General features: G+C 62.6%; 14 protein-coding genes. 2 read left to right on the top strand and 12 right to left on the bottom strand.

Features of this window, described 5'->3' with window-relative positions:
* The first annotated feature begins 159 nt into the window (after positions 1–159).
* Both LXM55_RS11540 and LXM55_RS11535 read left to right on the top strand, forming a co-directional pair.
* A complete protein-coding gene (locus LXM55_RS11540; RefSeq protein ID WP_233320473.1) occupies positions 160–930 on the top strand; it encodes a MipA/OmpV family protein in 771 nt (256 codons plus the stop codon).
* 136 nt (positions 931–1,066) lie between these two features.
* The gene (locus LXM55_RS11535) at positions 1,067–1,933 is read left to right on the top strand and encodes a fatty acid desaturase family protein (RefSeq protein ID WP_233320472.1); all 867 of its coding nucleotides are present in this window, start codon (positions 1,067–1,069) and stop codon (positions 1,931–1,933) included.
* Between the two features lie 89 nt (positions 1,934–2,022).
* Here the strand turns inward: LXM55_RS11535 and LXM55_RS11530 are convergent, their stop codons facing one another.
* The 12 genes from LXM55_RS11530 to LXM55_RS11475 form a co-directional block, all read right to left on the bottom strand.
* Positions 2,023–2,424, bottom strand: coding sequence for an EamA family transporter (locus LXM55_RS11530; protein WP_233320471.1), 402 nt, complete (start codon positions 2,422–2,424; stop codon positions 2,023–2,025).
* A gap of 31 nt (positions 2,425–2,455) precedes the next feature.
* Positions 2,456–2,830: an EamA family transporter gene (locus tag LXM55_RS11525; protein WP_060840813.1), complete on the bottom strand. Its 375-nt coding sequence runs from the start codon at positions 2,828–2,830 to the stop codon at positions 2,456–2,458.
* A complete protein-coding gene (locus tag LXM55_RS11520; RefSeq protein ID WP_233320470.1) occupies positions 2,827–3,747 on the bottom strand; it encodes an arginase in 921 nt (306 codons plus the stop codon). Before LXM55_RS11520 ends, LXM55_RS11525 begins: the two co-directional genes overlap by 4 nt.
* Positions 3,748–3,913: 166 nt before the next feature.
* Positions 3,914–4,252 (bottom strand): GlpM family protein, encoded by a 339-nt coding sequence (locus LXM55_RS11515; protein ID WP_233320469.1) that lies wholly within the window; start codon positions 4,250–4,252, stop codon positions 3,914–3,916.
* Between the two features lie 18 nt (positions 4,253–4,270).
* Positions 4,271–5,596 carry a sigma-54-dependent transcriptional regulator gene (locus LXM55_RS11510; protein WP_267924268.1) on the bottom strand — a complete coding sequence of 442 codons (1,326 nt, stop codon included), beginning with the start codon at positions 5,594–5,596 and terminating at the stop codon, positions 4,271–4,273.
* Entirely contained in the window at positions 5,593–7,494 is a 1,902-nt protein-coding gene (locus LXM55_RS11505; RefSeq protein ID WP_233320468.1) for a sensor histidine kinase, read from the bottom strand. Before LXM55_RS11505 ends, LXM55_RS11510 begins: the two co-directional genes overlap by 4 nt.
* A 132-nt stretch (positions 7,495–7,626) precedes the next feature.
* Complete coding sequence (locus LXM55_RS11500; RefSeq protein WP_016964662.1) at positions 7,627–8,361, bottom strand: amino acid ABC transporter ATP-binding protein; 735 nt, start codon at positions 8,359–8,361, stop codon at positions 7,627–7,629.
* Positions 8,358–9,029 carry an amino acid ABC transporter permease gene (locus LXM55_RS11495; RefSeq protein ID WP_011063127.1) on the bottom strand — a complete coding sequence of 224 codons (672 nt, stop codon included), beginning with the start codon at positions 9,027–9,029 and terminating at the stop codon, positions 8,358–8,360. The genes LXM55_RS11500 and LXM55_RS11495 overlap by 4 nt, the downstream gene beginning before the upstream one ends.
* Positions 9,029–9,775, bottom strand: a complete 747-nt coding sequence (locus LXM55_RS11490) for an amino acid ABC transporter permease (protein ID WP_233320467.1) — start codon at positions 9,773–9,775, stop codon at positions 9,029–9,031. The genes LXM55_RS11495 and LXM55_RS11490 overlap by 1 nt, the downstream gene beginning before the upstream one ends.
* A 191-nt stretch (positions 9,776–9,966) precedes the next feature.
* Entirely contained in the window at positions 9,967–10,881 is a 915-nt protein-coding gene (locus LXM55_RS11485; protein WP_060840809.1) for a glutamate/aspartate ABC transporter substrate-binding protein, read from the bottom strand.
* 362 nt (positions 10,882–11,243) lie between these two features.
* Positions 11,244–12,782, bottom strand: a complete 1,539-nt coding sequence (gene glpD, locus LXM55_RS11480) for a glycerol-3-phosphate dehydrogenase (protein WP_233320466.1) — start codon at positions 12,780–12,782, stop codon at positions 11,244–11,246.
* A 282-nt stretch (positions 12,783–13,064) separates the two neighbouring features.
* The gene (locus tag LXM55_RS11475; RefSeq protein ID WP_233320465.1) at positions 13,065–13,820 is read right to left on the bottom strand and encodes a DeoR/GlpR family transcriptional regulator; all 756 of its coding nucleotides are present in this window, start codon (positions 13,818–13,820) and stop codon (positions 13,065–13,067) included.
* Positions 13,821–13,822: the final 2 nt, after the last annotated feature.

Raw genomic sequence — 13,822 nt, 5'->3', positions numbered from 1 at the left:
GGCGATAAGCCAACGGGGCTGGGGCTTTGGCGAAGGTGGTAGGTGATTTGTAAGGATCTGGCTACAATTTTTGTAGCTTCCTACAAACAACATCAGTGCTTGCGCCCAAGGGCGGCTCTGGTGATTGATGCGCGCCTGTTCAGACAAGGAAACTCATTCATGCCAAGGCTTTCTCCCCCGGTCCTGCTGGCCGGCCTGCTGTCCCTGACCCTCGCCTGTGGCGCCATGGCCGCCCCCGGCATCACCGGTGAACTGGGACTCGGCATTGGCTATCAACCCCACGACCCCACGGGCAGCAGCTACGACACCGTGCCGTTGCCGTACATGGACCTGGATTGGGGCGATGTCAGCCTGAGCGGCGACGATGGCCTGACCTGGGATGCCTTCAAGAGCAATGGTTTGAGCATCGGCCCGTACATCAACTACCTGCAGGGGCGCAATTCCGACGGCGCGCTGCGTGGCCTGCGCGATGTCCGTGACATGGCCGATATCGGCGGTTTCGTCGAATACGCCCCCGACGACTTCTGGCGGGTGTATGCCGCCGTGGGCCAGGCGGTGGGCGGCGCTGGTGGCCAGGGGGGCTTGCTGGGCAAGGTCGGCGGCGAGATCGGCTACCCATTGGGCTTGGGCATCATTGGCAGCAACAACCTGACCCTGCACTTTGCCGATGGCCGCCAGAGCCAGACCTTCTTCGGGGTCGACGCCAAGGAGTCCCTGGCTTCCGGCATCGGCCAGTACAACGCCAGCGGTGGCATGCAGAACTTCACCCTGAGCCAGAACTTCCATTTCCCCCTGGGGGACAACTGGGCGCTGGTGACCAGTGCCAGTTGGACGCGCCTGGTCAATTCCGCCGCGGACAGCACCATCGTCCGGGACAAGGGCGAGGTCAACCAGGGCCAGTTCCAGACCGCCATCAGCTACAAGTTCTAGGTCCCCGCAGCCGCTGCCGCAGGCTGCAACAAGGCCTGCGCTGCCGTACGCGAGCACCTGCCGCAGTGTTCACTCGATAAAGCTGGTCTGGCCTTTGCAATAGCCGCCATGAACTCAATTTCTCAGGAAGTGCTTCATGGCTCGACCCGCCTATCGCTTGCTCGCCTATTCCCTCTGGGACCTGGTCCCGATCACCATGGCCCTGGCGCATTTCGCTTTTGTGCTGTGGCTGGTGCTGGATTTCCATGCGCTGTCCTGGTGGATCATCTTCCCGGCTGCGCTGCTCTATGCGATCAGCCTGTCCTGGAGCATCAACAGCATTTCCCACAATCAGATCCACAACGCCTATTTCACCCCCGGGTGGATGAACCGTGCCTTCGATCTGCTGCTGTCGGTGACCATAGGTTTTTCCCAGACCCTGTACCGTGACATCCACAACCGCCACCACCGGGGCAACTCCGACCTGCCGGACGCCAATGGCAAGACCGTCGACCCGCTGTCGATCTACCTGCATGGCAAGGATGGCCAGCCGGACAACCCCTGGGCCTACACGTTTCTGAGTTTTTTCCGTGACGACCCCAAGGAGATCTACCAGGAAATGCAGCGCAAGCGGCCTGACGATGCCCGCTGGGTGAAGGTGGAGATCGGCGTCACCGTGGCCTTCTACCTGGCGCTGGCGCTGTATGACTGGCACGCGGTACTGGTGCTGCTGCCGTTCTGGTACCTGGGGCAGTCGTTGTCTTCGCTCAATGGCTACTACGAGCATCTGGGGGGCAATCCCGACCTGCCGATTGCCTGGGGCGTGAGTTCCTACAGCCCGCTGTACAACCTGATCTGGATGAACAACGGCTATCACGCCGAGCATCACTACCGGCCGAAGATGCACTGGACCCAGGTCAAGGCCTTCCACCGCGAGATTCGCGAGCAGCAGCGGGCGGCGGGGGTGAAAGTGATTCCCGTGTCCCACGGCCTGGGCTTTCTGGTGTCCCACCGCAAGGCCTGAGCAGGCATGACCTCTGCGGCAAGCCGGCGCCTACAAGGGCACAACGCCTATTTCCAGCGGTAGGAGCGGGCTTGCCAGCGAAGAGGCCTTCAGGCTTCTTCACCCTCCGCCAGGAGGGCAATCCCGCCAATGATCACGAAGACGCCGACCCAGTGCAGCAGGCTGATCTGCTCGCCCAGGCCCAGCCACGACCCCAGCAGCACCACCACGAACACCAGGGAGCTCAAGGGGAAGGCCAGGGACAGGCTGCTGCGACGCAGGATCAGCATCCACACGAAAAACGCGCCGATGTAGCAGGCAATCGCCATCAGTACGCCGGGATTGACCGCCACCGCCGCCAGCCATTGCAGGTTGAAATCCATCTGGCCCAACTGGTCGCCACCGACCTTGGTGGCGATCTGCCCGGCGCTCTCGAAGCCGATCAGCAGGGCCCAGAGCACGACGGTGCCCAGACGCTCGTGCAGCCAGCCGTGGGAGGTATTGGAACTCATGAAACGCTTCCTTCTATTCGTTGAATAAGGCTCAGGTACTGGCCACGCAGACCAGCATCACCCCGGCGGTGATCACCAGGGTGCCCAGCCAGCGACGACGGCTGACGGTCTCGCCCAGCACCACCTTGCCCGCCAGTACCACGCCGCAATAGGCCAGGGCCGCAGCCGGGAACAGCAGGCTCAGGGGGGCCCGGGACAGGGCTTCGAGCCAGACGAAAAACTCGATCGCATAGGCGCCGATGCCACACCACAGCAGGGGTGCGTTGAACACCTGGCCCCAGAACGCGTTCAGGCGAAAACCGCCTTCCAGCTCCGGCAGGCGGTCCAGGCCGAGCTTGAAACAGAGCTGGCCGATCACGTCCAGGAGAATCGAAAAGGCCACCAGCAGAACAACAGTCAGGGTCACGGAAACAGCTCCTCGAACAGCGAAATCAGGGCTTCATTGGTCACTGAGTTGCGCAACAGGTCGTCCTGGCTCCAGCGCTCGGCTGGGGGCTGGTCGGATTTGGCTTCCCAGCGTTTGAAGGCGTTGCTGAAGGCCGGCTTGGCGAATTCGCCGCAGACGTCGATGCCGACGATCCGCTTGCGTGCGGCCAGTGCGCACAGGGCCTGCAGCAGGTGGCTCAGGCGCATGCCGCCCTGGTCCCAATTGGTGGCGGCGTCCTCGCTGGCCAGCACATCCTTGTCGATGGTGATCCACACCGCCTCGGTGGGCAGGCTGTCGATCATTTGTTCGAGGAAGGCCTGCCAGTCCAGCTCCGCCAGGTTGCGCCAGTGCAGGTGGTTTTCCTGTTGCTGGTGCCCGGCGCCATCGCCGACCCGCCCCCAGACCTTGGACGGCGCGTGCTGCCAGGGAAACAGTTGCAGCTTGCCGTGCTTCAGGGCGCTGACATTGCCGCCGCGCAACTGCGGGTTGTGCAGGTCTTCGCTGCACGGGCCGAGGGTGACGATGCGCTGGATGTTCGGCAGCTTCAGCGCCCGGTTGACCCAGGAACCGCAGTGCCGGCGCGGGGCCAGGCGTACCCAGTCCGGGTGGTTGTCGAAGTGAATCAGGCTCACCGGCTCCTTGAGGTCGCCGAGGAAGGCCGGGGTCAGGTGGTGATAGTCACCGGAGCCGACAAAGAAGATTTCCGGCTGCGGGCCGCTGTGCCGGGGACGCTGGCGCAGGCGCTCGGTGAAGTGGCGGTAGGTGCGTTCGGTGGACCACAGGCGCAGCTTGGGGCCCAGGTCCAGCAGGTCGAGACGCCGCGCCTGGCCGCTTTTCAGGCGCCGCATGATCGGCTCCTGGGCGGTCAGGCTGTGGTCGAGATCTAAGATATTCAAGGTGTTCTTTACCCATGGCAGCGCCCTCCAGAAACGGCGTGATAGTGCTTAAACGCAGGCTGGATGGGCTTTGCCGGGTAAATGCAAGGGTCGGGCCAGGGTGGCCGGCGACAGACCGCGGCGCCGGCTTCGCGAGCAAGCTCGCTCCTACAGAAAGGGCAGGGCCTCAGGCGTGGAGGCGCACCCAGACGCTGACCAGGATCGTCGCGGCTATCAGCCAGGCCACGGCGGCCACCGCCAGGGAGGCTTCCAGGCGCAGGCGGTCGACCATCACATAGAGGGTCGCCAGGTAGACGAAGTAGGGAATGATCGACCACATGCCGAACAGGATGGTGGTCTTCAGGTCGTCGAGCGAACGGCCCTTGCCGACGATGTAGTGGGCGATCAGGGCAAAGGTCGGGAACAGCGGCACCAGCCCGGCGATGTAGTAGTTCCGGGTCTTGGCCAGGGCCGCCAGAATCACCACCACCGCCGCGCCCAGGGCGGCCTTCAATACGAGATCCATGGTTGATTGCGCCTTGGGTTAGTGGCTAAGGCCGTACTTCTTGACCTTGTCGAACAGCGTGGTCTTGGCCATGCCCAGCTCCTGGCTGGCCTGGGTCAGGTTGCCGCCGCTGCGCTGCAAGGCATCGTTCAACAGGTTGCGTTCGAAGGCTTCCACGGCCTCGGCAAACCCCAGCCCCTGGGCCGCGCTGCCGCCGGTTTTCTTGAACGCCGGCAAGCCGAGTGCGAAACGTTCGGCGACGTTGCGCAGTTCGCGCACATTGCCCGGCCAGTCGTGGCTCATGAGGGTCGACAGGGTCTGGTTGTCCAACTCCGGTGCCACGCGGTCAAAGCGCAGGGACGATTGCTGCAGGAAGTGTTCGAACAACTGCAGGATGTCTTCGCGGCGTTCGCGCAAGGGCGGCAGTTCCAGGGTCACCACGTTGAGGCGGTAGTACAGGTCGCTGCGAAACGCCTTGGCCCGGCTCATTTCGTCCAGGTCCGACTTGGTGGCGGCAATCACCCGGCAGTCGACGGCCACGCTCTGGTTCGAACCCAGGCGTTCCAGGGTGCGCTCCTGCAGCACTCGCAAGAGTTTGATCTGCAGGTTGATCGGCATGCTTTCCACTTCGTCGAGGAACAGCGTGCCCTGATGGGCGTGTTCGATCTTGCCGATGCGCCGCTTGCCGGCGCCGGTGAAGGCGTTGGCCTCGTGGCCGAAGATTTCGCTCTCGAAGAGGTTTTCCGGCAGGCCGCCGCAGTTCAGGGCAACGAACTGCTGCTGGTGGCGCCGGCTGAAGTCGTGCAGGCAGCGGGCGACCAGTTCCTTGCCGGTGCCGGTCTCGCCTTCGATCAGCACGTTGGCCGACGTATCGGCGACGTTGGCGATCAACTCCCGCAGGTTCTGCATGGCCGGCGAGCGACCGATGATCCGTCCTTCCAGGGAATTGCGCTCGGCCAGCTGCCGGCGCAGCGAGGTCACTTCGCGGGCCAGGCCCCGTTGTTCCAGGGCACGGCGGGCCACGTCCACCAGGCGCTCGGGGGAGAAGGGTTTCTCCATGAAGTCGTAGGCGCCTTTCTGCATGGCGCCGACGGCCATGGAAATGTCGCCGTGGCCGGTGATCAGCACCACCGGCAGGCTGCGGTCGAGGGCCTTGAGGCGGTTCAGCAGTTCCAGGCCGTCGATGCCTGGCAGGCGGATGTCACTGACCACGATGCCGGGAAAGTTTTCACCGACCTGGGCCAGGGCTTCTTCGGCGCTACCCACGCCGATGCAGGGAATGTCTTCCAGGGCCAGGGCCTGTTGGCAACCCAGCAGGACATGGGGGTCGTCTTCGACGATCAGCACGGTCAGCTCGTTGTTCATATCGGCTCGGCTTGAGTGGGGCTTGCCAGGGGCAAGCTGAGGACAAAGGCGGTGCCGCCGCTTGCCGGGTGTTCCACCCCCAGGCTGCCGCCGGTGGCGGCGGCGAGGCTGGCGGACAGGGTCAGGCCGAGGCCCAGGCCCTGCTCGCCGGGTTTGGTGGTGAAGAAGGGTTCGAACAGGTGCTTGCGCGCTTCGGCATCGATGCCGTGGCCGTTGTCGCGGACCCGCAGGCGGTACTTGCCGTCGCTGAACTCGCCCTCCAGCCACAATTGCGGCGCCGGTTGCGCCTGCATGGCGTCCAGGGCGTTGCCGATCAGGTTGACCAGGATCTGCTCCAGGCGGGTCTGGTCGATCTGCAGGGTCTGTTCGATAAAGTCGCGGTGCAGTTGCAGGGGCAGGGGTTCGATGCGCGCGTTGAGGATCTGCAGGGCCGCGTCCACCGCCTTGTCCAGGCTGGCCTGGCCCTGGTCGTCGCCGCGGCGGGCGAAGGAGCGCAGGCTGGCGGTGATGCGGCCCATGCGGTCGATCAGTTCGTTGATGGTCTTGAGGTTGGCGCTGGCGGTGTCCAGGGCGCCGCGTTCGAGGAAGCGCACGGTGTTGCCGGACAAGGTGCGCAGCGCCGCCAGCGGCTGGTTCAACTCGTGGGCGATGCTGGTGGACATCTGGCCGATGGCCGCCAGCTTGCCGGCCTGGACCAGTTCATCCTGGGCCCGGCGCAGGGTTTCCTCGGCCTGGCGGCGCTCGCGGATCTGACCCTTGAGCCGCTCGTTGCTGGCCCGCAGATCGGCGGTGCGTTCGGTGATCCGTCGTTCCAACTGGCTGTTGGCTTCCTGCAGGGCTTCACGGGCGGCCAGGCGGGTGGCGATGACCTTGCGCCGTTCATTCCAGGCGATCAGCAAAAAGGCCACCAGGGCAAAGGCCACGGCCACCAGGATGCCCTGGTTGATGGCTTCGCGGCGCAGGTCCTGCAAGGGCGTGAGCAGGGTGAAATTCCACGGCGTGTCGCTCAGGGGCCGGGTCTGTGACAGGTAGCTGATGGCCTGCTCGTCGGACACCAGTTCGGTGTTGGCGGGGAAGGTCAGCTTCTCCACGCCTTCGGCCAGGCGCTCTCGAGCCAGGGGCTCCAGTTCGTTGAGAGGGAACCAGTAGTACTGCAGGCTGCGGGCCAGGCGCTCCTTGGTGTCGTCGCTCAGCGGGCGAACCGACTTGAGGCGGCGCGCCGGGTCGCTGGAGAGGATGATGATGCCGTTCTCATCGCTGACGAAAGCCTCCAGGCGAGCCCGTTGCCAGCGCTCTTCCAGGGCTTCCAGGCGTACCTTGACCACCGCCACGCCGATGATCTTGCCTTGCTCCTCCAGGCCATGGGCCAAGTAGTAGCCGGGTTCGCCATTGGTGCTGCCGATGCCGTAGAAGCGGCCCGGCTGGCCGCGCACGGCATTCTGGTAATAGGCCCGGAACGACAGGTCTTCGCCGAGGTAACTGTCGACGTCGCGCCAGTTGCTGGTGGCCAGCACGCGGCCGGTGGTGTCCATGACATAGATGGCGCGGCTGCGGCTGCGGCGGTTCAGGCCTTCGAGGTATTGATTGACGGTTTGCCGGTGTTCCGGCGAGGGATCGGCCAGCAGCTCGGAGACACTGGATTCCAGCTCCAGCAGGCTCGGCAGATAGGTGTACTTGCTGATTTCACTTTCTACGGCGCGGGCATGCAGCTCCAGTTGGCGCTGGCCATTTTCACTGAGGGTGCGGATACCGTTGTGTTCGCTGATCCAGAAGCCGACGTAACCCAGGCCGATCATCAGCAGGATGACCAGGGGCGGCAGGAACAGATGGCGGATCAGACGGGGTTTCACGGCAAGTGATGGCGGCGCGGCGCGATAGAGAGTGGGGTCGCATTTCATCACAGATGCCTTGGGTCAACCACTGTGCGGTGTCCATAGGAGCCGGCCGGCCGGCGAAGAGGGCGACCCTGGCGATAGGGGAGCCAGGTGCGTCCCCTTCGCCGGCCAGCCGGCTCCTACAGAAGCACAGGTTTAGTGCTGCAGGATCTTCTCGAGGAAGTGCTGGGCACGTTCGGAGCGGGCGCTGATATCGCCGAAGAACTCTTCTTTCTGGCAGTCCTCGATGATCTGGCCCTTGTCCATGAAGATCACCCGGTTCGCCACTTTGCGGGCAAAGCCCATTTCGTGGGTCACGCACATCATGGTCATGCCTTCCTGGGCCAGTTGCACCATGACGTCCAGCACCTCGTTGACCATTTCCGGGTCCAGGGCCGAGGTCGGTTCATCGAACAGCATGACGATCGGGTCCATGGCCAGGGCGCGGGCGATGGCCACGCGCTGTTGCTGGCCGCCGGACAGCTGGCCCGGGTGCTTGTGGGCATGGGCGGCGAGGCCGACGCGGTCCAGCAGTTGCAGGCCTTTCTTGGTGGCTTCTTCCTTGCTGCGGCCCAGCACCTTGATCTGCGCGATGGTCAGGTTCTCGGTGATGGTCAGGTGCGGGAACAGCTCGAAATGCTGGAACACCATGCCCACGCGGGAGCGCAGTTTCGGCAGGTTGGTCTTGGGGTCGGCGATGGAGGTGCCGTCGACCACGATGTCGCCTTTCTGGAAGGGTTCCAGGGCGTTGACGCACTTGATCAGGGTCGACTTGCCGGAGCCGGATGGCCCGCAGACCACCACCACTTCACCTTTCTTGACCTCGGTGCTGCAATCGGTCAGCACCTGGAAGTCCCCATACCACTTGTTGATGTTCTTGATAGAGATCATACGGCGAACCTTTTTTGCAGACGCTTGACCAGCAGCGAGGCGGCAAAGCTGATTGTGAAATAGACCAGACCAGCGATGATCAGGAATTCATTGGAGCGGCCGATGATGTCGCCGCTGGAACGCGAGGCGTTGAGGAAGTCCACCAGGCCCACGGTGTACACCAGGGAGGTGTCCTGGAACAGGATGATGCTCTGCTGCAGCAGCAGCGGGGTCATCTTGCGAAACGCCTGGGGCAGGATGATCAGGCGCATGGTCTGGCCGTAGCTCATGCCCAGTGCCTGGGCTGCGCCCATCTGGCCCTTGGGAATGGACTGCACGCCGGCACGGACGATTTCGCAGAAGTACGCCGCTTCGAACATCATGAAGGCCACGATGCACGAGGTGAACGCGCCGATCGGGGTGTCTTCGCCAGTGATCCAGCGCAGCACGAAAGGCACCGCCAGGTAGAACCAGGTGATCACCAGCAGCAGCGGGATCGAGCGGAAGTAGTTGACGTAGGCGCCGGCCAGGTTCGACAGCAGCTTGTTGTGGGACAAGCGCATCAAGGCCAGCAAGGTGCCGAGGATGATCCCGCCGACCACGCCCATGACCATCAGCTTGAGGGTCATCAACATGCCGTTCCACAGGCCGGGAATGGCCGGGATGATGCCCGAGAAGTCGAATTCCATTATTTACCTCCCACGGAGATCAGGCCGGGGACCGACACTTTCTTCTCCACCAGGCGCATCAGCAGCATCAGGCTCATGTTCAGGGTGAAGTAGATCAGGGTAGCCAGGGTGAAGGCCTCGAACAGGTTGGCCGAGAACTCGGCGGTCTGCTTGGTCTGGGCCAGCAACTCCATGAGGCCGATCAGGGATGCCACGGAGGAGTTCTTGAAGACGTTGAGAAATTCCGAGGTGAGCGGTGGAATGATGATCCGGTAGGCCTGGGGCAGCAGCACGTTCCAGTAGATCTGCGGCAGCGAGAAGCCCATGGCGCGCGCGGCGGATTCCTGGCCGCGGGGCAGGGCCTGGATGCCGGTACGTACCTGTTCGCAGACCCGCGCGGCGGTGAACAGGCCCAGGCACACGACGACGCTCAGGTAGGCCGAGGTGGTCGGGTTGAGGTCCTGCTTGTACCACTCCTGGAGGTTTTCCGGCAGCAGGTCCGGCACCAGGAAGTACCAGATGAACAGCTGCACCAGCAGCGGCACGTTACGGAAGATCTCCACGTAGACGGTGGCGATGCCCGACACCAGACGGTTCGGCACGGTGCGCATGACGCCGAGGATCGAGCCCAGCAGCAGCGCGATGATCCAGGCCACCACGGCGATGGCGATGGTCCAGCCCAGGCCGGTGATGAACCAGTCGAGATAGGTCTCGCTGCCCACGCCGGTGGACTTGAAGAACACGCCCCAGTCCCAGTTGTAATTCATTAGGGTTACCCCTCAGATCGTTCGATGTACAAGCACCCGCCTGGGGACGTCCGTTCCCGCCTGATCATGACGATCAGGCACACGCGATCGGCTCGACAACCACCGGTTCGAGTGTTTCCAAAAAATGCCAGCAGGTAGTGACAGGCTCCTGAAAGGGCGGCGCCCCTTCAGGAGATAAGGTTAGTCAGGAATCAGGACTTTTTGTCGTCAGCCGCTTTGTCGGTCGGGTTGGCGATCAGGGCCTTGAGCTCGTCGCTCATCGGGAACATCAGGTTCAGGCCTTTTGGCGGGATCGGCGATTGGAACCACTTGTCGTAGATCTTGTTGATTTCGCCCGACTTATAGGTGGCGACGATGGCGTCATCCACGGCTTTCTTGAACGGGGCATCGCCCTTGCGCACCATGCAGCCGTAGATTTCGTACGACTGAGGGGTACCGGTCACGGCCCAGTCGGTCGGCTTCTTGGCCTTGGCCATTTCACCGGCCAGCAGAGCGTCGTCCATCATGAAGGCAACGGCGCGGCCCGATTCCAGCATCTGGAACGACTCACCGTGGTCCTTGGCGGAGATCACGTTCATGCCCATCTGCTTGTCGGCGTTCATCGCCTTGAGGATGCGCTCGGAGGTGGTGCCGGCGGTGGTCACCACGTTCTTGCCTTTCAGGTCAGCGAAATCCTTGTAGGTCGAGTCCTTTTTGGACAGCAGACGGGTACCGATTTCGAAGATGCCGACCGAGAAGTCGACCTGTTGCTGGCGTTCCACGTTGTTGGTGGTGGAGCCGCACTCGACGTCCACGGTGCCGTTCTGCACCAGTGGGATACGGGTCTGGGAGGTGACCAGGTTGTACTTGACCTTGAGGTCGGGCATGTCGAGGTCTTTCTTGATCGCTTCGACGATTTTCAGCTGGATGTCGTGGGAGTAGCCCACTGGCACGCCGGAAGCGTCAGCGATGTAGGAAAACGGGATGGAAGCGTCGCGATGTCCGAGGGTGATGGTGCCGGACTCTTTGATTTTCTTCAGTGTGCCGGTGAGCTCGGCAGCGAAAACTGGAGTGCTAATCAGAGCGGCAGCGATAGCTGCGCCCAACAGATGGGGAACGATGCGCATCAATATTTCCTCGACATTTGTTTTTTTTATGAAGCCAGTTCGACGGCTCTTTTATACAGCGAATGCCTTGACGGCTCCTGGTGTGTTGGCACGACAGGCATTCGTCGCACAGTGTAGAGCATGAGTCGTGCCAGGCCACTTGATCATGATCAAAGCCTTGATTTCAAAGGCTATTAAATATTTATGAGGCGGTGTTTTGCAGTGTTTTATCCGGTTAACCGAATCTTGTGTGCTTCGCCATTCGGAAAACCGAACGCGGCCCGCTCTTGTAGGAACCGGCTTGCCGGCGAAACGTTCAATCCCGGGCCCACAAAAAAGCCCCCGGGCCTTTCGGCGCAGGGGCTTGTGTTTGCCTGTGTGGCTCAGGCGGCCTTGATCTTGCCGCGATTGAGCTCGACCTGCTGCAGATAATCCTGCAAGTGCTGCTGTTGCGCCTCGGTGGTGAACAACCCGAGCTTGCTCCGGCGCCAGAGAATGTCCTGGGCCTTGATCGCCCATTCTTCACTGCACAGGTAATCCACTTCGCGGGTATAGAGGCCGGCACCCAGGTGTTCGCCGAGGTCGTTGAGGCTGTGCACGCCCTCCAGCAGGCGCCAGGTGCGGCTGCCGTAGGTGGTGGCCCAGCGCTGGGCGATCTGGCTGGGTACCCAGTCGAACTTCTTGCGGATGGCTTCTGCCAGGGCCTGTGGCGTACTCATGTTCTCGCCGCCGGGCAGGGTGGCCTGGGCGGTCCAGCTCGGCTTGGCCTGCTTGAAGTAGGGGGCCAGCTGCGCCATGGCCGATTCCGCCAGCTTGCGATAGGTGGTCAGCTTGCCGCCGAACACCGAGAGCAGCGGTGCTTCCTCGCCTGTGCCGGAAAGGGCCAGGGTGTAGTCGCGAGTAACGGCCGAAGGGTTGTCGGATTCGTCGTTGCACAGTGGGCGAACACCGGAATAGCTGTGCAGGATGTCGCTGCGGCTCAGTTGTTTCTTGAAGTGCGCGTTGACCACCTGCAAGAGGTAATCGGTTTCGCCTTCGGTGATCGCCACCTTGGCCGGGTCGCCGGTGTATTCCCGGTCGGTGGTGCCGATCAGGGTGAACTGGTTGAGGTAGGGAATGGTGAAGACGATGCGCTGGTCTTCGTTCTGCAGGATGTGCGCGTGCTCGCCTTCGTACAGCTTGGGCACGATCAGGTGGCTGCCCTGGATCAGGCGGATGCCGTACGGCGACTCCAGTTTCAGGTCGTCCTTGATGAACTTGGCGACCCAGGGGCCGGCCGCGTTCACCAGGGCCTTGGCGGTGATGGAGAACAGGCTGCCGTCGGCGCGTTCCAGCTCCAGTTGCCACAGGCCTTTGCTGCGGCGGGCGCTGATGCAGCGGGTCTGGGTGTGCACGTGGGCACCCTGTTCCCGGGCGGCCATGGCGTTGAGCACCACCAGGCGCGCATCGTCGACCCAGCAATCGGAGTATTCGAAGCCCTTGGTGATCTCGGCCTTCAGCACGCTGTCGGCACCGAACTTCAGGCTGCGCGAGCCGGCGAGTTTTTCCCGCTTGCCCAGGTGGTCATAAAGGAACAGGCCGGCGCGAATCATCCAGGCCGGACGCAGGTGTGGCCGGTGCGGCAGGACAAAGCGCATGGGCTTGACGATATGCGGCGCCTTGGCCAGCAGCACTTCACGTTCGGCCAGGGCCTCGCGCACCAGGCGGAATTCGTAATGTTCGAGGTAGCGCAGGCCGCCGTGGATCAGCTTGCTGCTGGCCGACGAGGTGTGGCTGGCCAGGTCGTCCTTTTCGCAAAGGAACACGGACAGGCCGCGACCTGCCGCATCCGCGGCAATTCCAACACCATTGATCCCACCGCCGATGACGGCGATATCGTAAACCTCGGCAAGAGGGCGCGCGGGCAAGGTAGAAGTGGGCATCGACAGGCCTCGTGTTGCTTTGATATTTGAATTCGAACATTAATGTTCATTTTCGAAAATACTAGCGCATAAAGACCCACGCATCCAGCGCACTTCGATTGAAAAAACTGATCGAAACAGCTTCGGAAGATGGTTTTCGAACATTGTCAGGCGATTGATGCAGCGGTTGCCGCGCGCCTGGAGGTGCTGGCGGTACGAAGCAGGTGCGCGAGGGCGCTATCGAGCCGGCCGTGGGCCGGTGTTCGAATGCGGCCTGCTTCGTCTTGGCGGAGGGAAGAGGGCTCAGACCACTTCGAGGCGGATCTTGTGCTGGTTGAGCAGTTGGGTCAGCGCCGGGACTGGTTGCTGGTCGGTGACCAGGCAATCGATCAGGCTGATGGGCCCCAGGCGGATCATGGCGTTGCGCCCGAACTTGCTGGAGTCGGCGGCCAGGATCACCTGCCGGGCATTGGCGATGATCGCCTGGGAAACCCGCACTTCCTGATAGTCGAAGTCCAGCAGGCTGCCGTCCTCGTCGATGCCGCTGATACCCACCAGGGCAAAGTCCACCTTGAACTGGTTGATGAAGTCGACACTGGCCTGGCCCACCACTCCACCGTCACGGCGCACATTGCCGCCGGTGAGCAGCACGTCGAAATCATCCTTGGCACTGAGCATCGAGGCCACGTGCAGGTTGTTGGTGATGATCTTCAGATGGTTGTGGTTGAGCAGGGCGCGGGCAATGGATTCGGTGGTGGTACCGATATTGATGAACAGCGAGGCGTGATCGGGGATCTGCGCGGCAACGGCTTCACCGATGCGCTGCTTTTCATCGCGCATCTGGTCGGCGCGCATGGCGTAGGCGGTGTTTTCTACGCTGGAGTCATAGGCCGCGCCGCCGTGGTAGCGGCGCAGCAGATTGGCTTCCGCCAGCTGGTTGATATCGCGGCGGATGGTTTGCGGGGTCACAACGAACAGCTGGGCCAATTCCTCGATGCTGACGTAGCCGCGTTCGCGGACCAGGTCGAGGATTTGCTGCTGACGGGGAGGCAGATTCATGG

The sequence above is a fragment of the Pseudomonas sp. Au-Pse12 genome (assembly GCF_021341665.1).
Classification (GTDB): Bacteria; Pseudomonadota; Gammaproteobacteria; order Pseudomonadales; family Pseudomonadaceae; genus Aquipseudomonas.
This window is presented reverse-complemented; position numbering and strand designations above follow the sequence as displayed.